The 18291-nt window shown below is 65.7% G+C and carries 15 protein-coding genes; 7 read left to right on the plus strand and 8 right to left on the minus strand.

Annotated elements, in window-relative coordinates; all coding sequences use genetic code 11:
- Window positions 1-183 precede the first annotated feature (183 nt).
- Entirely contained in the window at window positions 184-570 is a 387-nt protein-coding gene (locus tag F0P95_RS15140; protein ID WP_182334917.1) for a nucleotide pyrophosphohydrolase, read from the plus strand.
- On the plus strand, window positions 567-2420 hold the full coding sequence (locus F0P95_RS15145; protein ID WP_182334918.1) for a DUF2075 domain-containing protein: 1854 nt from the start codon (window positions 567-569) through the stop codon (window positions 2418-2420). The genes F0P95_RS15140 and F0P95_RS15145 overlap by 4 nt, the downstream gene beginning before the upstream one ends.
- Window positions 2421-3132: 712 nt before the next feature.
- Here the strand turns inward: F0P95_RS15145 and F0P95_RS15150 are convergent.
- On the minus strand, window positions 3133-3582 hold the full coding sequence (locus tag F0P95_RS15150; protein ID WP_182334919.1) for a hypothetical protein: 450 nt from the start codon (window positions 3580-3582) through the stop codon (window positions 3133-3135).
- 403 nt (window positions 3583-3985) lie between these two features.
- Between F0P95_RS15150 and F0P95_RS15155 the strand changes: the two genes are divergently transcribed.
- Window positions 3986-7252, plus strand: a complete 3267-nt coding sequence (locus F0P95_RS15155) for a DEAD/DEAH box helicase (protein ID WP_182334920.1) — start codon at window positions 3986-3988, stop codon at window positions 7250-7252.
- Between the two features lie 251 nt (window positions 7253-7503).
- Here F0P95_RS15155 and F0P95_RS15160 read toward each other — a convergent pair whose 3' ends face one another.
- The 4 genes from F0P95_RS15160 to hflK all read right to left on the minus strand — a co-directional run bounded on the left by F0P95_RS15160 (window position 7504) and on the right by hflK (window position 11322).
- Window positions 7504-8796 carry an adenylosuccinate synthase gene (locus F0P95_RS15160; RefSeq protein ID WP_182334921.1) on the minus strand — a complete coding sequence of 431 codons (1293 nt, stop codon included), beginning with the start codon at window positions 8794-8796 and terminating at the stop codon, window positions 7504-7506.
- A gap of 231 nt (window positions 8797-9027) precedes the next feature.
- Window positions 9028-9213 carry a DUF2065 domain-containing protein gene (locus tag F0P95_RS15165; RefSeq protein WP_182334922.1) on the minus strand — a complete coding sequence of 62 codons (186 nt, stop codon included), beginning with the start codon at window positions 9211-9213 and terminating at the stop codon, window positions 9028-9030.
- Window positions 9214-9352: 139 nt separating this feature from the next.
- Window positions 9353-10216, minus strand: a complete 864-nt coding sequence (gene hflC, locus F0P95_RS15170) for a protease modulator HflC (protein ID WP_056931328.1) — start codon at window positions 10214-10216, stop codon at window positions 9353-9355.
- Window positions 10213-11322, minus strand: coding sequence for an FtsH protease activity modulator HflK (gene hflK / locus F0P95_RS15175; RefSeq protein ID WP_182334923.1), 1110 nt, complete (start codon window positions 11320-11322; stop codon window positions 10213-10215). The genes hflC and hflK overlap by 4 nt, the downstream gene beginning before the upstream one ends.
- Before the next feature lie 146 nt (window positions 11323-11468).
- Between hflK and F0P95_RS15180 the strand changes: the two genes are divergently transcribed.
- Together F0P95_RS15180 and pilH are read left to right on the plus strand one after the other, a co-directional pair.
- Window positions 11469-12464 carry a YhdH/YhfP family quinone oxidoreductase gene (locus F0P95_RS15180; RefSeq protein WP_182334924.1) on the plus strand — a complete coding sequence of 332 codons (996 nt, stop codon included), beginning with the start codon at window positions 11469-11471 and terminating at the stop codon, window positions 12462-12464.
- 85 nt (window positions 12465-12549) lie between these two features.
- The gene (pilH, locus tag F0P95_RS15185) at window positions 12550-12936 is read left to right on the plus strand and encodes a twitching motility response regulator PilH (RefSeq protein ID WP_056931350.1); all 387 of its coding nucleotides are present in this window, start codon (window positions 12550-12552) and stop codon (window positions 12934-12936) included.
- Window positions 12937-12987: 51 nt separating this feature from the next.
- Here the strand turns inward: pilH and F0P95_RS15190 are convergent, their stop codons facing one another.
- The gene (locus F0P95_RS15190; RefSeq protein ID WP_182334925.1) at window positions 12988-13887 is read right to left on the minus strand and encodes a DnaJ C-terminal domain-containing protein; all 900 of its coding nucleotides are present in this window, start codon (window positions 13885-13887) and stop codon (window positions 12988-12990) included.
- A 125-nt stretch (window positions 13888-14012) separates the two neighbouring features.
- Complete coding sequence (locus F0P95_RS15195; RefSeq protein ID WP_056931349.1) at window positions 14013-14453, minus strand: Hsp20/alpha crystallin family protein; 441 nt, start codon at window positions 14451-14453, stop codon at window positions 14013-14015.
- A 151-nt stretch (window positions 14454-14604) separates the two neighbouring features.
- Between F0P95_RS15195 and F0P95_RS15200 the strand changes: the two genes are divergently transcribed.
- Entirely contained in the window at window positions 14605-15087 is a 483-nt protein-coding gene (locus F0P95_RS15200; RefSeq protein ID WP_056931324.1) for a peroxiredoxin, read from the plus strand.
- Between the two features lie 31 nt (window positions 15088-15118).
- Entirely contained in the window at window positions 15119-15694 is a 576-nt protein-coding gene (locus F0P95_RS15205) for a ferritin-like domain-containing protein (protein WP_182334926.1), read from the plus strand.
- Window positions 15695-15829: 135 nt separating this feature from the next.
- Here the strand turns inward: F0P95_RS15205 and pbpC are convergent, their stop codons facing one another.
- Window positions 15830-18199: a penicillin-binding protein 1C gene (gene pbpC, locus F0P95_RS15210; RefSeq protein ID WP_182334927.1), complete on the minus strand. Its 2370-nt coding sequence runs from the start codon at window positions 18197-18199 to the stop codon at window positions 15830-15832.
- Between the last annotated feature and the right edge of the window lie 92 nt (window positions 18200-18291).

The raw sequence follows: 18291 nt of genomic DNA on the forward strand, positions 1-18291 counted from the left end.
TCCCGACGCAGGCATCGCGTCGGTTGTGCCTGCGAGGCAGGCACAAAAAACCCACCGGTTTGTCGGAGGTGGGTACCGCTTCGTGAGGAGTTTCTAGGCTCCGAGACCCAGCATGCGAGCGGGCCCCACCGGGGTCAATGGCGGATTACCATTATCGGAAATTTCCTACAGCAATTCGATGCCATGCCCGACGCACTCCATGAACTCCAGTCTGCCATGCGCCAGTTTGCGCAGGAACGCGACTGGGAACAGTTCCACAGCCCCAAGAACCTTGCCATGGCCCTGAGCATCGAAGCCGGCGAGCTGATGGAACACTTCCAGTGGCTCACCGAAACCCAGAGCCGGAACCTGAGCGACGAGCGCAAGGCTCAAGTCGGCACGGAAATTGCCGATGTCCTGCTTTACCTGCTGCGCCTGTGCGATGTATTGCAGATCGACCCGGTTGCCGCCGCGCGTGGCAAACTCGCGCTCAACGCGAAGAAATACCCGGTTGAACTTGCAAAAGGACGCAGCGACAAGTACACCGAGCTTCACGGAAGCGGGGAAACATCAGGGAAAGAGCCAGCGTGATTGTCTATCAGTCCACACGGGCCGGATTCCTCAGGGATTCGGAAGAAAACGCCATCGAGGAAATCGTCGCCCAGGCCTTCCTCCAGAAGACCAAGCGGTATGCCCCCACCCCGGAATTCCGCGCGTGGCGCCATTCGCTGATGCAGATGGTGGACGTGCTCGCCGATGACGACCTGCCCGATGACATGGGCGTGGGCATCGAGTTCGGCATTCCCTACAGCAACAAGCGCATCGATTTCATCCTGAGCGGCCATGCCGCCGACAGCGACCCGCGCGCGATCATCGTCGAACTCAAGCAGTGGTCCGAGTCCAGGGTCACCGACAAGGACGGCATCATCATTGCCCAGCGCGGCGGCCCGGCGGAAAGCGAGGGCATCCACCCCAGCTACCAGGCGTGGTCGTACGCCGCGCTGCTGGAAGGCTTCAACACGGCCGTGCACGAAGGCGGCATCCAGCTCAAGCCCTGCGCCTACCTGCACAACCACGTCCACAATGGCGGCGTCATGGATCCACGTTACGGCGCCCATCTGGACAAGGCGCCCGTGTTCCTGCGCGGGCCAAATGAAAGGCAGAAGCTGCGCAACTTCATCAAACAGCACGTCAAGCGTGGCGACAACGCCGAGCTGCTGTACCGCATCGAAAACGGCCGCGTGCGCCCGTCCAAGATGCTGGCCGACAGCGTTGCCGGCATGCTCAAGGGCAACGAGGAATTCGTCCTGATCGACGACCAGAAACTGGTCTACGAAAACTGCCTCGCCCGCGCCGCCCAGGCCAGCGACACCCGCAAGCAGGCCGTCATCGTCAAGGGCGGCCCGGGCACCGGCAAATCGGTCGTGGCCATCAACTTGCTGGTCGAACTGACCAAGCGTGCCCTGACCACCAAATATGTCTCAAAGAACGCCGCGCCGCGTGCCGTCTACGCGCAGAAGCTGGCCGGGCATCTCCGCAAGCACGAAATCACCAGCCTGTTCTCCGGCTCCGGCGGCTTCCATACCACCGAGCCCAACATCTTCGACGTGCTGGTGGTGGACGAGGCCCACCGCCTCAATGAAAAGAGCGGCCTGTACGGCAACCTCGGCGACAACCAGGTCATGGAGCTTATCCGCAGCGCCCGTTGCACCGTGTTCTTCGTGGACGACGACCAGATAGTCACCCTGTCCGACATCGGCCATACCGAGGAGCTGCGCCGCTGGGCCGCCTACTTCGACGCCGAGGTCAGCCTGCTCGAACTGTCGTCCCAGTTCCGCTGCGCCGGCTCGGACGGCTACATCGCATGGCTGGACAACTTTCTCGGCATCCGCCAAACCGCCAATACCGACTTCGACCGCGGCGCCTTCGAATTCGGCATCGTCGATTCCCCACGCGACCTGCACCAACTGATCCGCGACAAGAACCGCGACAACAACAAATCGCGCATGGTTGCCGGCTACTGCTGGGACTGGAAGAGCAAGAAAGACCCCAACGCCTGGGACATTGAAATCCCCGAACACGACTACCGCGCCCAATGGAACCTGGGCAGCGATGGCAGCCTGTGGGCCATCGCCGACAACTCCGTCGAGCAGGTCGGCTGCATCCACACCAGCCAAGGCCTGGAGATGGATTACGTGGGCGTAATCATCGGCCCCGACCTTGCCTGGCGCGATGGCCGGCTCGTCACCGACCCAGGTAAACGATCAAAGCAGGACCGTTCGATTCGGGGTTACAAGTCGCAGGCCAAGAGCAACCCCGAGGTTCACGACCGGGTGGACGGGATCATCCGGAATACCTACAAGACCCTGATGAGTCGGGGGATGAAAGGGTGCTATGTCTACGTCAGTGATCAAGCATTGAGAACGGCGATATCGGAATGACTGCTTTCGACCCAAAGCGGAAATCGTTCTCGAAACACCTGAGCTGATCCGAACTCCAAAGCCGGTTTCCGCTAACCCTTGTAGTGCTCGACGTAGAGCCCCAAAGTTGCCAACGACGCATACACGGCGGACCCAGCGCTAGTTGCGTACAAGACAAAGGGAACCGGAGGATCGCAGGGAACGGTTGCGGTGAACCACGGAGCTGAGCTCATCATGGGTGACCTGAAGAATCCTAGCTCCCTACGCATACCTAGCGCCTCGCGGACGTACGCCTTGTGCCAGCCGCCAGTCTTGCACGAGGCCCCAAGAAGTAGCTCCGTAAATGCAGGATAGCGACGGCTCGTAATCGGACGATATACACCGACGTCAATCTCGTGACGGTCAGCCGCTTTGACCATCGTCGCGCCTTTCAAGCTATGGCTTAGCGTGGTGACCTGCACTGAAACCCGAATCTCGAGCTTCTCGGTAGACGTAGATCCACTGATGTAATCGTGTTGCGGATGGTTTGCTTTGCATGGAGCCCCTCCAAATGTCAGGACGCCTGCCTTCTTGGGGGTACACGTGAGCTTGTAGCCCGCACTATCGATGATTCGCAGAAGCCTGAGCAGTACCCGAAGTTCGTATGCCTTTCCTTGCGCGTAGGGAGACCCGCTCGCCTTCGCACGCGCAATGGCTGCTTTCACAGCCTTTAGGATTGCTAACTTATTGATCGTCACAGTCGTGGCCCTCGTGGCGCGTGCTCCTCGCGAGGGTCGTCCGGTGGCAGATATCGGGCGATATAGGCCTCAAGATCTGCCTGCTCGTCATCTGTCAAACCCCGGGGTGATACAGCTGGTAGACGTGACCGGATTGAGCGAACACGGCGTCCTTCTGGCGTCTCAACGGTGTAACGGACGTCCTCCAGTCCGGTGAGACCTTCGACCAGCCCCCCGATCTCATCCAAGGTTTGCGAGAGTGCGTCTTGGGTCGTCACAGGCCTAAAATCGAGAACCGCCGCAAGCGCGGCTGCAGCCTGCGCGTTCGTGCCGTCCTCGTAATCCGACATCGCTTGGACAATCGCGGAGCGAAGCGATTTAACAATTTGTGGATCAAGCTCAGACGCGAGGGCTAGCGCCTTCGCTATCTCCATAATTACCTCTTCGCCGCCTTGATCTTCTGCCATTCATGCCTCCACAGCTGTAGACATCAACGAACCGCGCGGGGTGAACCGCCAGGACACCCCAAATTCAATTGCCGATGGTTGCCGTCGGCCATATTCCTTAAGAGTAAGGCACAGCGCGATTTAGTTCCATGAGCGGATCGCGTTGGCTGTATTACGAAGTGTGCGAGGAGGCGGAAGCTGGATAGGGTGGCTGAATTGAACCATCAGGCACTTAGGCCTGAGTTCTGGTGCAGATTGACGATATGACTTCAAGGCGCGTACGGGCTGCGAAAAGCACCGATTTAAGCCGGAACCGACCTTTTCCCCCTATTAATTTGATCCGCTTTTGACCGCAGGGCGTCATACGACCCAAAGTGGACATGAGTTAATCTGGGTGTGACGACCGCAGGTTAGGGGCCTGGTTATGATCCAATTGCCGCCTTTGGTAGTGAACAAGCCGTTTCCGAAGGGACGGGTTCGACACGTCTTGCGACAGGGTGCCGAGGTAGAAATTCTGGAACGACGCGAAGTGCGGATTACGTCGAGAACCACACTGCCAGTCCTGCATTTGGCGAACGGCGACCGAGTGCTGGTGACCTCGAGGCCGAACATTGATCGTCCAGCCAGCGTTGATGGCATTCTGAAGGAACGTCCCGAAGGCGGCTATCAATGGAGGAGTCACCGCCTGCTCGAAGGGTTCGATGCAAGGGTTGCGCAAGTCGGTTGGCCCTGCGTGGCCAAGGAGATTGCGACCTCGTGGGATGGGCGACTGTCCTTCCGGTCCGAGGTCAAACAGGAAGATGGAACCATATTGCCGGGTCAGGAGGGATTGAGGCCGCCGCAACTAGGTGCGTTGCATGCCATCGGGGCGCACTGGAGCCTGGGACATCAGCCAGCGACGATCGTCATGCCAACCGGTACGGGCAAGACAGAGACAATGCTGGCTGCCCTTGCCGCTTTTGGGCGGTCACCATTGCTGGTCGTGGTCCCGTGGGACGCCCTTCGAGCCCAGACTGCGCAAAAGTTCCTGTCATTCGGGTTGCTCAGGAAACTCAAGGTGCTGCCCGAAGACGTACCCAATCCCATCGTCGGGGTCATCAACAAACGCCCCCAGACAGCCGAAGACCTTGAACTGATAGCGGCATGCAATGTCGTGGTGGTCACGGCCAGTGCGCTCGGCATGGGTGCGGAAACCACGATCCTAGATGCGTTGGCACAAAGTTGCAGTGCACTAATTTTAGACGAAGCACACCATGTTCCAGCATCCAACTGGACGCGGGTCAGGGATGCATTCAAGAACGTTCACACGCTCCAGTTCACGGCGACTCCTTTCAGACGCGATGCGCAGCTGGTCGACGGAAAGGTCATATTCAACTACCCGCTCAGTCAAGCACAGCAAGACGGCTACTTCAAACCGATCCGGTTCGAGTCCGTCTTCGAAGTCCGCGGGACGGTGCGGGCTGACCGGGCCATTGCCGAGGCGGCCATCCAACAGTTGAGGGAGGATCTGGACGCGGGATATGACCACCTGCTCATGGCCCGGTGTGAGGGCATCGGACGTGCCGAGGCAGTGGAGCAAATCTATCGGGAATTGGCCCCCGACTTGGAACCGGTCCTCATTCACTCGGAGAGCCCTGTCGCTAATGCCAGGGTCGAAGAGCTGAAGGCGGGTCGGTCCAAGATCGCAGTCTGCGTGAACATGCTCGGAGAGGGGTTCGACCTTCCCCGCCTGAAGGTAGCGGCGATCCATGATATGCACCGCAGCCTAGCCATCCTGCTGCAATTTACCGGTCGGTTTACCCGGGTCGCGGGCCAGAACATCGGGGATGCCACCGTTGTCGCGAATATCGCCGACACACGGGTTTCCGGTGCACTGGAACGCCTGTATAGCGAAGATGCCGACTGGAACAAGTTGCTGAGCGAGCTCAGTTCGGAAGCAGCGCAAGACCATGCGGAACTGATCGAATTCCTCCAATCGTCGCAGCGACTTGACACGCCGTCGACAGACGATGTTTCCATCTCGCACAAGCTGCTCCGCCCGATCTTCAGCACGGTTGTCTTTAATTCAGAACAATTCGTTCCCGCCAGATTTCACTTGGGCCTCGGCAAGGAGCGTCATGTCCATGCCGTTTGGCTGCATGATGAAACGAAGACCTTGTACTTCGTGACAAGGAGTGAGCCTCGCCTGCGCTGGATGCAATCCAAGGAAGTTCGCGATCGGGAATGGGCCCTGTTTGTGCTCCACTACCACGCGGATGCGCGACTGCTGTTTCTATCATCGACAGATCATGGCTCCATATTCCAGGAGCTGGCTCAGGCTGTTTCCGGCGAGGTGACGCTGATCAGTGGCGAACAGGTGTTTCGGTCGTTGGGCCGCATCAACCGTCTCATGTTCCAAAGCCTGGGCGTAAAAAAGCACGGCAGGCGGAACTTGAGCTTTGCCATGTACACCGGAGCGGATGTCGCGGACGCGTTGGGAGTTTCCGAGCGTGCTGGTTCCGTCAAAAACAATGTGAGCGGAACGGGTTGGGAAGAAGGAAACAAGGTCGCGATTGGGTGTTCCTATAAAGGTCGCGTATGGTCGAGGGAACAAGGCTCCATTCCTTCGCTTATCCAATGGTGCAAGGAGATTGGTTCGAAGCTCGTGGACGATACGATCAACGTCGCCGACATCATTGCAAACGTCCTCGTCCCGCAGGAAATCGATGGAATCCCCGATGAGGAAGTGCTTGTCGTGGAGTGGCCGGCAGAGCTGCTGGGCGTATCGGTGGAACGGGTCGTGTTTGCCTCTGGAGACGCTGAGTGGCCGCTCTATCTGGTGGACATAGAATTCCGCGATAAAGAAGGGAGCAGCTTACGATTTGAGCTCAGGACCGACGATGTTCCTGACTTGGCCGCCTTCACGTTAACGGTTGGAGGTGAATACGGATTTCAGGTTCGCCAGACAGGCGGGGACGAGCTATCCATCAAGATAGGAAATCGCGATTACGGGGCATCCCAGTACTTCAGCTCGTACCCGCCCCTGGTCCGCTTCGTAGATCTTTCTGAGTTGGACGGGAATCTCCTGATCAAGCCCCAAGATCCGCGAGAACTACAGCTCGATGCGAGCCAGTTCGAAACATGGGATTGGCAGGGGGTGGATTTGACGGTCGAGTCACTGTGGCGGAATGGACAAATGCGCATGGACTCAATCCAGTGGAAGGCCGCGCAGCATTTCATCCAAGGTGGTTTCGACGTTGTGTTCGACGATGACGCAGCGGGCGAAGCGGCCGACCTAGTTTGCCTTAAGGAAGAGCCGGATCGCATCCGTCTGGTGCTGGCCCACTGCAAATTCTCGGGGGGTCAGACGGCTGGCGAACGCGTCAAGGACGTGGTCGAAGTTTGCTCACAGGCTGTGCGCTCAGCGAAATGGAAGTGGCGCTTCAGGGATCTTGGCCAGCACATCAACAGCCGGAATCAGAAATTGGCGACAAATGTTCGACCGAGCCGGTTCCTCGCGGGCAGTCCTACAGAGTTGAACAACATCGTGAAGGCCTACCGATTCAAACGCGTTGATGCGGAAATCCTCGTGGTGCAGCCGGGCCTGTCATTGGCAAACAGGACGACCGACCAAGACATGGTGATCGCCTCGGCGGCAACCTATTTGAAAGAAACCATTGGTTGCGACCTTGGGGTCATTTGCAGCACGTAAAGGATGCCGCCGCCTTAAATGGTCTAGATGTCTGCTACTGGTCGAGAGCGGGCATTACTTTGATGATTTCTTGTGATTCCCGCCAATTCCCTGACGTGCAAACTGGCAAATGAAAGCCTCCAAGTCGGCGCCAAAGGACCGCTCCATTATTTTTTTAAGAAGCAGCAACAAGAAGCCCCGCAAATGCGGGGCTTCTTGGTTAAACATCATCATTTCGGAGCTAGTGACCTAGCTCCTACGGGGCTAACGCCTCAACCCCACGGATCCTGCAACACCATCGTGTGGTCGCGGTCCGGGCCGGTGGAGACGATGCTGATCGGGCAGCCGGCCAGTTCTTCCAGCGCGCGCAGGTAGGCGCGGGCGGCGGGCGGCAGCTGGTCCCACTCGGTGATGCCGTGGGTGTTCTCGCTCCAGCCCGGGAATTCCAGGTACACCGGGGTGCACTCTTCCCAGCCCTGCGCGTCCAGCGGGGCGTATTCGGTGCGCTTGCCGCGGTACTCATAGGCGATGCACACCTTGAGCTTCTCCATGCCGTCGAGCACGTCCAGCTTGGTGATGCACAGGCCGCTGATGCCGTTGATGGCCACGGCGCGCTTGAGCGCGACGATGTCCATCCAGCCGCAGCGGCGCGGGCGGCCGGTGGAGGCGCCGTACTCGGCGCCGCGGTCGCGGATGCCCTGGCCGATTTCGTCGTCCAGTTCGGTCGGGAACGGGCCGCCGCCCACGCGGGTGGCGTAGGCCTTGGCGATGCCCAGCACGTAGTCGATGGCGTCGGCGCCCACGCCGGCGCCGGCCAGCGCGCCGCCCACGGTGGTGTTGGAGCTGGTGACGTACGGGTAGGTGCCGTGGTCGATGTCCAGCAGCGCGCCCTGCGCGCCTTCGAACAGCACGCGCTTGCCCTGCTTGCGCAGGTCGTGGCAGATGCCGGCCACGTCACTCTTCATCGGCTCGACGTACTCGCCAAAGGCCAGCGCTTCGGCGTAGACGCTGTCGAAATCCACCGGCTCCACGCCCAAGTACTTCGTCAGCACGAAGTTGTGGTAGTCCAGCGCGGTGCGCAGCTTTTCGGCCAGCTGTTCCGGGTAGTGCAGGTCGGCGATGCGGATGCCGCGGCGCGCCACCTTGTCTTCATAGGCCGGGCCAATGCCGCGGCCGGTGGTGCCGATGGCCTTGCCGCCGGCGGCCTTTTCGCGCGCCTGGTCCAGGGCGATGTGGTACGGCATGATCAGCGGCGCGGCCGGGGAAATCTTCAGGCGCGAGCGCACTTCAACGCCGGCCGTTTCCAGCTCTTCGATTTCCTTGCGCAGCGCGGCCGGGGAAATCACCACGCCATTGCCGATCAGGCACAGCGCGTCGTCGCGCAGGATGCCGGACGGAATCAGGTGCAGGACGGTCTTCTTGCCGTTGATGACCAGGGTGTGGCCGGCGTTGTGGCCGCCCTGGAAACGCACGACGGCACCGATTTCCTCGGTGAGCAGATCGACGATCTTGCCCTTGCCTTCATCGCCCCACTGGGCGCCGAGAACAACAACTGATTGACCCATGGCGGGTGAACTCCTGAGTTGGCTGCGGCCATCGGGGCCGCGGACGGGACCGCGCGGGGCCGGCGGGCCTGCCGGGGTGGCGCTCCATCGGGGAGTGCCGGGCAAACGCCAGGGCCTTACACGGAAAAAGCCGAACGGGAGTGCCCCGGCCGGCTTTTCTGGATTATCCGGGTTTTGGCTGACGGCTACCACCCCCGCCGGCCCGGGCCGGGGTGGGCGGCCGGCCGCGGTTCAGTGGCGCAGCCACCACAGCGCGGCCAGGCCGATGGCCAGCACCACCGCGCCGGACTGGCGCAGGGCGGCGGCGGGCAGTTCCAGCAGGCGCGCGGCCATGCGCTTCCACGCCAAAGGCGCGGCAAACAGGAACAGGCCTTCGAGGACGGCGACGAGGCAGAGCGCGGAGAAGAGGTCTTGCATGGGGATGGCGAGGCGGGGGAACACCGCGGCCGGGGGCGCATTCCAGTGCAGCGCCGCGGCCGCGGCTTCCTGTTTCCTGTAAGGGCCCGGCCCCCGCCCTCTCCCGGCGGGAGAGGGGCTGGGCGGCGCGGGCCTGGGCTCAGCGGTCGTTCTTGAGGTACTGCAGGAACGGGTCGTTCTTGTCCAGCACGATCACGCCGTTGCCGTCGGTCATCGAGGCGCGGTAGGCCTCCAGGCTGCGGTAGAAGGCGTAGAACGCCGGGTCGGCCGAGCCGGCCTTGCCGTAGATGGCCGCGGCCTGGGCGTCGCCCTCGCCGCGCAGCTGCTGGGCGTCGCGCTCGGCTTCGGCCACCAGCACGGTGCTTTCGCGGTCGGCCTGGGCGCGGATGGTAAGCGACTGCTCCTCGCCTTCGGCGCGCAGCTTGGCCGCTTCCTGCTTGCGCTGGGCGCGCATGCGCTCGTAGACGTCGGTGATCACCTGGCTGTCGGTGGGCAGGTCGATCTGCTTGATGCGCAGGTCGATGATCTGCATGCCCAGGGTCTTGACCGCCTCGTTGATGCCCTGCAGCTGCCCGGCGATGAGCTCGCCGCGGTCGCCGGACACCAGCTGCTGCAGGGTGCGCGCGTTGATCTGGTTGCGCAGCGAGTCGGTGATGATCGGCGCCAGGCGGGCGTTGGCCACCTTGCCGTCGCCGCCGGTGGCGCGGTAGTAGGCGCGCACGTCGGAGATGTAGCCGATGGCGAAGAAGTCGACGCTCACGTCCTTCTGCTCGGCGGTGAAGTAGCGCGCCGGGGCGGTGTCCAGCACCTGGAAGCGGCGGTCGAACACGCGCACCGTTTCCACCAGCGGCACCTTGAAGTGCAGGCCGGGCTTGATGTCCGAGCGCACCACCTTGCCCAGGTTGAGCACCATGGCGGTCTGGTCTTCGCGCACCACGTATACCGAGCCCAGCAGGCCCAGCAGCACGGCGACCAGCAGGCCGATCACAAGGGAATTCTTCATCGGCCGGCCTCCTCACGGTTTGCCGAGCGCGAACCGGAACGGTCCGCGTTGCGAATGCTGTCGGTGGCGGCCGGCAGCGCCGGTACCGCCATTTCCGGGGTCAGTTGCGGGGCGTTGGCGGTCTTGCCGGCGTCGGCCGGCATCGGCACGTAGATCAGCTGGCGGCCGTCGCCGCCGATGACCTTGCGGTTCTCGGCCAGCACGTCCTGCACGGTTTCCAGCCACAGGCGCTTGCGGGTGACTTCCGGGGCGTTCTTGTATTCGGCCTGCAGCAGGCTGAAGCGGCGCGCGTCACCTTCGGCGCGGGCCACGATGGCCTGCTTGTAGCCTTCGGCGGTGGTGCGTGCGCGCGAAGCCTGGCCGCGCGCTTCGGGCACCACCTTGGCGGCGTAGGCCTGGGCTTCGTTGATCAGCCGTTCCTTGACCTGCTGGGCGCCGTTGACCTCGTCGAAGGCCGGCTTCACTTCTTCCGGCGGGCGCGCGTCGGGCAGGGTCAGGCCGGTGACCACCAGGCCGGTGCGGTAGGCCTTGAGCGAGGCTTCCAGGCGCTGCTCGGCGGCCACGGCCAGCGGGCCGCGGTTGTTGAGCACGGTGTTGAGGTCGGCACGGCCCACCTGCTCGCGCACCGCGCTCTGCGCCGACTGCTCCAGCACCTGGTCGGCGTCGATGGTGCCGAACTGGTACAGGCGCGGGTCGTCCACGCGGTACTGCACGTTCAGCGCCACGTTGACGATGTTCTCGTCGCGGGTGAGCACCGGCACGTTGCTGCTGAAGGTCTTGATCTGGGTGGCGTTGACCTTGACCACCGATTCGATCGGCCACGGCAGCTTGAAGTTCGGGCCCGGCTGCAGGATGCGCGAGAACTGGCCGAAGCGCAGCACCACGCCGCGCTGCTGTTCGCCGATCAGCTGGAAGCTGGACAGCAGCAGCAGCAGCGCCAGCCCCAGCAGTACCCAGCGCCAGATGCCGCCGTCGAACAGGTCGCGCAGCGGGCCGGGCAATCCGCCCCATCCGCCACCGCCATTGCCGCCGCGCGGCGAGCGCGATCCGCGCCGGTTGTCGGCGGGGCCGCCACTATCGTTGCCGCCAGGTGTGTTCCAGGCCATGCATGCTCCATCTGTCAGGGCCTGTATGCGGGGCGTTCCCGCAGTCCTGGCCGTGGTCAATCGAATCCGGATTCTACTAGATGGGGCAGACCTGACGTTTCGCAACCGCTATCTTGGTTGTCTCCCGTTCCGCCGCAGGCCGCGCCATGTCCGCCAACGCCCCGTTCACCGCCTTCCGCATCCACAACGACGACGCCGGCTACCGCGCCGGGCTGGAGCAGGTCGCCCTGGACCAGCTGAGCCCGGGCGAGGTGGTGGTGCGCGCCCGCTGGTCCTCGGTCAACTACAAGGACGCGCTGGCCGGCACCGGCCAGGGCAAGATCCTGCGCCGGTTCCCGCTGGTGGGCGGCATCGACGTAGCCGGCGAGGTGGTAGCCTCCCGCGACCCGGCCTTCCGCGAGGGCGATGCGGTGCTGGCCACCGGCTGCGGGCTGAGCGAAACCCGCGACGGCGGCTACAGCCAGTATGTGCGGCTGGAGTCGAAGTGGGCCATCCCGCTGCCGCCCGGGCTGAGCCTGCGCGAGGCCATGGTGCTGGGCACGGCCGGGTTCACCGCCGCGCTGGCCCTGCTGCGCATGAAGGACAACCGGCAGACCCCGGCGCACGGCCCGCTGGCGGTGACCGGCGCCACCGGCGGGGTCGGCTCGCTGGCGGTGGATATCTTCAGCCGCGCCGGCTTCGAGGTGCACGCCATCAGCGGCAAGGCCGAAGCGAAGGAATACCTCACCACGCTCGGCGCCACCCAGGTGCTGGGCCGCGAGGCGCTGGCCACCACCCGGCCGATGGAATCGGCGCGCTTCGGCGGCGGCCTGGACAATGTCGGCGGCGCCATGCTTACCAGCCTGCTGGCGCAGACCGCGCCGTACGGCAACGTGGCCTCGGCCGGGCTGGCCGCCAGCGCGGAGCTGGACATGACGGTGATGCCGTTCATCATCCGCGGCGTGTCGCTGCTGGGCGTGGCCTCGGCCGGCACCGCGCGCGACATCCGCGGGCAGGTGTGGCAGCACCTGGGCGACGACTGGAAGCCGCGCCACCTGGACACCATCTGTACCCGCGAGGTGGGCCTGGACGGGTTGCCGGAGGTGTTCGCCACCATGCTGGGCGGCGGCTCGTTCGGGCGCACCCTGGTGCGGATCGACTGAATGCGGCACCGGGTACGGCGCCGCGGGTTGCTTCACACCGCAGCCGGCCCGACACTATGGCCGCGACATCATCTTGGGGAAGAACGTGGCGCGCATATTGATCGTGGACGATTCGCCATCGCAGCTGCTCGGCATCCAGCGCATCGTCGAAAAACTCGGGCATGAAACCTTCACCGCCACCGACGGTGCCGCCGGCGTGGAAGCGGCCAAGTCGGTATTGCCCGACCTGGTGCTGATGGACGTGGTGATGCCCAATCTCAACGGCTTCCAGGCCACGCGCACGCTCAAGCGCGAGGCCAGCACCGCGCACATCCCGGTGGTGCTGGTGACCACCAAGGACCAGGACACCGACCGCCTGTGGGGCATGCGCCAGGGCGCCAAGGCCTACATCACCAAGCCGTTTTCGGAGGACGAGCTGTCCGAGGTGATCGCACGGGTGTTCGAAGGCGGCGGCGACCTGCCCGAAGCCTGATTGCGGCCGCAGGCGCGCCCTCCCGGGTACGCGCCTGCCGCCGGTGATGCCTCAGATTTTCTCGCCGAACGCCTTGGCCAGCGCGCGGTAGGCCTTCTGCTGGGCCTCGCTGGTCGCCACCGGGGCGATCACTTCCAGTTCCACGATCTGGTCGCCGTCGGGCTTGCCCGGCAGGCCGCGGCCGCGCAGGCGCAGCTTGCGTCCGCTGTCCGAGTCGGCCGGCACCTTCAGTTCCACCGCCCCGCCCAGGGTCGGCACGCTGATGCTGGTGCCCAGCGCCGCCTGCCAGGGGGTGACCTGCAGGGTGTAAAGAATGTTGCGGCCGTCCACCTCGAACTGCGGGTGCGCGGCGTATTCCACTTCCAGCATCAGGTTGCCGCCACCGCTGCCCTGCCCGGCCAGGCGGATCACCTGCCCCGGGCGGATGCCCTTGGGCACGCGCACGTCGAGCTGGCGGCCATCGACGTTGATGCGCAGCGTGTCGCCGTTGTAGGCCGCTTCCAGCGGTACCGACAGCTTGGCGCGGGTATCGCGCATCGGCTGCGGCCCGGCGCTGCCGCCGAAGCCATCGAAACCGCTGCGCGCGCGGCCGCCCCCGCGCTGGCGCGCGAACAGGCTCTCGAAGAAATCGCTGAAGCCGCCGCCGGCACCGGCGCCGCCGAACACCTCCTCGAAGTCGAAGCCCTGCCCGCCGCCGAAATTGGGCGGCGCGTGGAACTCCTCGCCGGGGCGGTAGCCCTGGGCGCGCAGCTGGTCGTAGGCCTGGCGCTTGGCCGGGTCGCGCAGCGCCTCGTAGGCCTCGTTGACGGCCTTGAACTTCTCCTCGGCGCCGGCCTCCTTGCTCACGTCCGGGTGGTACTTGCGCGCCAGCCGCCGGTAGGCGGTCTTGATTTCGGCATCGCCGGCCGTGGGCTCCACGCCCAATGTCGCGTAGTAATCCTTGAATTCCATCCAGACACCCTTTCGGAAAGAGTCGGGCCCGCCGCCTTGCGGCGAACGGGCCGATACGGGTTCGGCTGCCGCCGTGGCGCCATTCTAGCGGGCCACGGCGCTGCCGATGTGCGCGCGGCGCGTGCTTACGCGGTGCCGCCGGCGCTGGCCACCTGGATGCGGCGCGGCGCGGCTTCGGCGCGCTTGGGGATGCGGATTTCCAGCACGCCGTCGCGGCTGCTGGCGACGATGCCCTCGGCGTCGGCGCTGTCGGGCAGCGCGAAGCGGCGTTCGAACGCGCCGTGGCGGCGCTCGATGCGCGACAGGCGCTGGCCTTCCAGCGGTTCCGGGGCGCGGCGCTCGCCCTTGATCGACAGCACGCCCTTGTCCATCTGCACCTCGATCGAGGCCGGGTCCACGCCCGGCAGGTCGGCGTGCAGCACGAACTGCGCGTCGTGTTCGCGGATGTCCACGGCCGGCAGCCAGGCGCCTGCCGCCGCGGCGTCGCCCGGCATGTCCAGCAACGGGGCGAGCAGATGGCGGATATCGGACTGGGTCGGCCACTGGCGGTAACGTACGATGCTCATCATCTCCTCCTGCAAGGATGCGGGCGGGCGGCCGGAATGGCGCCCTGGCGCCCATGCACGGGAAATGCTGCGTGAAGGCCGCGCTTTCAAGCCGTTGACGCGGCCCTCAACCCCCGCTCACTAAACTTCGATTCAGACTCTGGAGAAGCCCATGACCATCCACGTCGGCGACCGCATCCCGGAAGTGACCCTCAAGCGCATCCGCGAGGGCATGGAAACCATCGACACGCAGGCGCTGTTCGATGGCCGCAAGGCGGTGCTGTTCGCGGTGCCCGGTGCGTTCACCCCGACCTGCTCGGCGCGCCACCTGCCCGGCTACGTCGAGCGCTTCGAGCAGTTCCGCAGCCGCGGCATCGACGTGTTCTGCATGGCGGTGAACGACCCGTTCGTGATGCAGGCCTGGGGCAAGGCGCAGTCGGTGCCGGACGGGCTGCTGATGCTGTCCGACGGCAATGGCGACCTCACCCGTGCGCTGGGCCTGGAGATGGACGCCAGCGGCTCGGGCATGGGCATGCGTTCGCGCCGTTTCGCGCTGTACGTGGACAACGGCATCGTGCGCGCGGTGCACGTGGAGGAGCCCGGCAATTTCGAGGTGTCCTCGGCCGATTACGTACTGGCCCACCTCCCGGAGTAGCGATTCCCTTCCACCAAGGAGCACGCCCGCCATGAGCAAGCAGCCCGCCAGCAAGAAGGCCACGGCCGTCCCGGCCAGCGGCATCAGCGACCGCAAGACCCTGCGCGCCAACGCGCGCAGGAGCATCGAGGACGGCGCGATCACGCCGAGCTATGCCGCCGACCGCAAGATGGTGATCAAGCTGCTCAACGACGCGCTGGCCACCGAGTGGGTGTGCGTGCTGCGCTACTACCGCCACTACTACATGGCCAAGGGCATGCTCGCCGATGCGGTGAAGGCCGAGTTCCTGGAGCATGCGCAGCAGGAGCAGGCGCACGCCGGCATGCTGGCCGAGCGCATCGTGCAGCTCGGCGGCGAGCCGGACTTCAACCCGGACACCCTCACCGCCCGCGCCCACGCCGAGTACAAGGAAGGCGGCAACCTGCGCGACATGGTGCGCGAGAACCTGATCGCCGAGCGCATCGCCATCGACAGTTACCGCGAGATGATCAACTTCGTCGGCGACAAGGACACCACCACCAAGCGCATCCTCGAGCAGATCCTGGCGCAGGAAGAGGAACACGCCGACGACTTCGCCGACCTGCTCGACGGCTGGATCGGCGAGTAACCGTGAGGGCGGACGGCTGAACGCCGTCCGCCACGCCACGCTGGCCTCAGCCTCAGCCTCAGCCTCAGACCAAGTCCCGACCTCAGCCTCGGCCGCGCACGACCGCATTGGGCGCGCGTGCCGGCAGCGGCGCGCTCAATGCGCCACGCGGAAGCGGATGCGGGTCCAGGCGCCGTCCGCGGCCAGCGCGGTGAGGCTGTGCTCGCCGGGTTCGTCGAAATCGCGCACGAAGCTGCGCGCGCCCTCGGTCTGCGCGATCCAGCGCCCGTCCAGCAGCCACTGCACCGTCGCCTCGCTGCCGACCGCCCGCAGCTGCAGCCGCGGCCCATGCGTGGCGCCGGGCGCACGCGCCAGCGTGGCGCGGTCGGTGAGGCCGTCGATATGCAGCGCCGCAGCATGGCCGCGGCCGTCGTCCGGGCAATCCGGCGCCAGCGGCGGCAGTTGTTGCGCCTTCCGCTGCGCCTGCGACAGCCATGGCGAGGCCAGCGCCGGCCAGCGCGCCACCTCGCGCGCCTGCCGCTGCGGGTGGCCGTCGCAGCCGGCCGACAGGCGCTGGCCGCTGCGCGCATCCACCTCGAAGCGCACCTGCCCGGACTGCCACAGCCGCGCATCGCGCTCGGCGAAGGTCGGCGGCACGGTGCCGTCCAGCGCCAGCGCCTGCAGTCGCCGCTGGCACAGCGCCGGCGGCGTGGCGGCCGCGGCCAGGCCCAGCGGCCAGCACACGTCCACCGCGCCGACGCTGGCCGGCATCGGCGGTGCGTCGCCGTCGCCGGGCTGGCGCGGCAGGCTGTCGATCACCTCGAACATCAGCGGCAGCGCGGTCACCGCACCGTACTGGCCGGGCAACGGCGTGCCATCCGGGCGCCCGACCCAGACGCCGACGGTGTAGCGGCGGGTACTGCCGATCGCCCAGGCGTCGCGGTAGCCGTAGCTGGTGCCGGTCTTCCATGCCACCGGCGGGCGGCTGCCGGTGTCGAAGGTGCCCAGGCCGTAGCCGGGGCGCGGGTTGGACTGCAGGATGTCGCGCACGATCCACGCCGCGCCCGGCGACACCAGCCGGCGTTCGATCCGCGGGGCGTCGGGGGTGTAGCGCACGCGCCCGGCGATGCCCTGCCGGTTGAGCGCGGCGAAGGCGCCGACCAGGTCCTCCAGGCGCGCGCCGGTGCCGCCCAGGATCAGCGCCAGGTTGGGCTGCACCCCGTGCGGGAAGCGCAGCTTGATGCCGGCATTGCCCAGCCGCGCGGCGAAGCGCGACGGGCCGACGCGGTCGAGCAGATCCACCGCCGGTACGTTCAGCGACAGCCGCAGCGCGGTGGCCGCGCCGACCGGGCCGTTGAACGCGGCGTCGAAGTTGCCGGGGCGGTAGCCGCCGAAGCTCTGCGGCGCATCGACCAGCAGGCTTTCGGAATGGATCAGCCCGTCGTCCAGCGCCATGCCGTACAGGAACGGCTTGAGCGTGGAGCCGGGCGAGCGCCAGGCCTGCACCATGTCCACGTGGCCCAGCCGCGCCTTGTCGCCGAACGCCACCGAGCCGACATAGGCGCGCGCCTCCAGCGAGGCGTTGTCCATCACCAGCAGCGCGGCGGAGGTGCGCTCGGGCAACTGCGAGAAATACGCGGCCACGCGCTCTTCCAGGGTGCGCTGCAGGCCGCTGTCCAGGGTGGTCTGGATGTGCGCCGCGCGCGGTTGCGCACTGCGCAGCCGCTGCGCCAGCAGGGCCGCGTGCAGCGGTTGCTGCAGCGAACGCGCGACCACCGGCTCGATGCGCGCGTCGGCCACCGCTTCGTCCGACCAGGCGCCCAGTTCGGCCATGCGCGCCAGCACCTTGTCGCGGGCGCGGCGCGCGGCCTCGGGATGGCGGTCCGGGCGCAGCCGGCTCGGCGACTGCGGCAGCACCGCCAGCAATGCCGCCTCGGCATGCGACAGCCGCGCCGCCGGCTTGCCCAGGTAGGCCCAGCTGGCCGCCTCCACGCCTTCGATGGTGCCGCCGTAGGGCGCCCGTTCCAGGTACAGGCCCAGGATCTGCGCCTTGTCCAGGTGTACTTCCAGCTGCAGCGCGCGCAGCAGCTGCTTGGCCTTGCCCCATGGCGTGCGCGTGTGCGGATCGAGGATGCGCGCCACCTGCATGGTCAGGGTGGAGCCGCCGGAGACGATGCGGCGCTCGGCCAGCATCTGCCTGCCGGCGCGCAGCAGCGCCCACGGGTTGACGCCCGGATGGCGCCAGAACCAGCGGTCCTCGTAGGTCAGCAGCGCCTGCAGGTACAGCGGCGACACGCTGCGCGCGTCGGCCGGGTAACGCCACACGCCCTGCGCATCGGCGAAGGCGCGCAGCGGCGTGCCGTCGCCGGCCACCACCAGGGTGCCGGTGTCGCGGGATCGTGGCAGCGGTGGCGGGAACGCAAGGTCGAGCACCAGCAGCAACGACAGCACCGCCACCGTGCCCCAGCGCAGCCACGGCAGCAGGTACCGCAGCCAGCGCCGCAGGCGCCCGCGCGGCGGGCGCATTGCCGGATCAGTGCCGCGCCCGGGTCCGGCGCCGGCGGCGCTCACGCCAGGAGCGGGGCCGGCGGGGGCCTGTGTGCGTGGTGTAGCGCTCG

This window comes from Stenotrophomonas acidaminiphila (assembly GCF_014109845.1).
Classification (GTDB): Bacteria; Pseudomonadota; Gammaproteobacteria; order Xanthomonadales; family Xanthomonadaceae; genus Stenotrophomonas; species Stenotrophomonas acidaminiphila.

Excerpts from the sequence above, each read along its gene's own strand:
- F0P95_RS15140 (WP_182334917.1), top strand. The coding sequence starts at position 184 with ATGCCCGACGCACTCCATGAACTCCAGTCTGCCATGCGCCAGTTTGCG.
- F0P95_RS15205 (WP_182334926.1), top strand. The coding sequence starts at position 15,119 with ATGAGCAAGCAGCCCGCCAGCAAGAAGGCCACGGCCGTCCCGGCCAGC.
- hflK (WP_182334923.1), bottom strand. The coding sequence starts at position 11,322 with ATGGCCTGGAACACACCTGGCGGCAACGATAGTGGCGGCCCCGCCGAC.
- F0P95_RS15180 (WP_182334924.1), top strand. The coding sequence starts at position 11,469 with ATGTCCGCCAACGCCCCGTTCACCGCCTTCCGCATCCACAACGACGAC.
- F0P95_RS15165 (WP_182334922.1), bottom strand. The coding sequence starts at position 9,213 with ATGCAAGACCTCTTCTCCGCGCTCTGCCTCGTCGCCGTCCTCGAAGGC.
- F0P95_RS15160 (WP_182334921.1), bottom strand. The coding sequence starts at position 8,796 with ATGGGTCAATCAGTTGTTGTTCTCGGCGCCCAGTGGGGCGATGAAGGC.
- F0P95_RS15200 (WP_056931324.1), top strand. The coding sequence starts at position 14,605 with ATGACCATCCACGTCGGCGACCGCATCCCGGAAGTGACCCTCAAGCGC.
- F0P95_RS15155 (WP_182334920.1), top strand. The coding sequence starts at position 3,986 with ATGATCCAATTGCCGCCTTTGGTAGTGAACAAGCCGTTTCCGAAGGGA.
- F0P95_RS15150 (WP_182334919.1), bottom strand. The coding sequence starts at position 3,582 with ATGGCAGAAGATCAAGGCGGCGAAGAGGTAATTATGGAGATAGCGAAG.
- F0P95_RS15190 (WP_182334925.1), bottom strand. The coding sequence starts at position 13,887 with ATGGAATTCAAGGATTACTACGCGACATTGGGCGTGGAGCCCACGGCC.
- hflC (WP_056931328.1), bottom strand. The coding sequence starts at position 10,216 with ATGAAGAATTCCCTTGTGATCGGCCTGCTGGTCGCCGTGCTGCTGGGC.
- F0P95_RS15195 (WP_056931349.1), bottom strand. The coding sequence starts at position 14,453 with ATGAGCATCGTACGTTACCGCCAGTGGCCGACCCAGTCCGATATCCGC.
- pbpC (WP_182334927.1), bottom strand. The coding sequence starts at position 18,199 with ATGCGCCCGCCGCGCGGGCGCCTGCGGCGCTGGCTGCGGTACCTGCTG.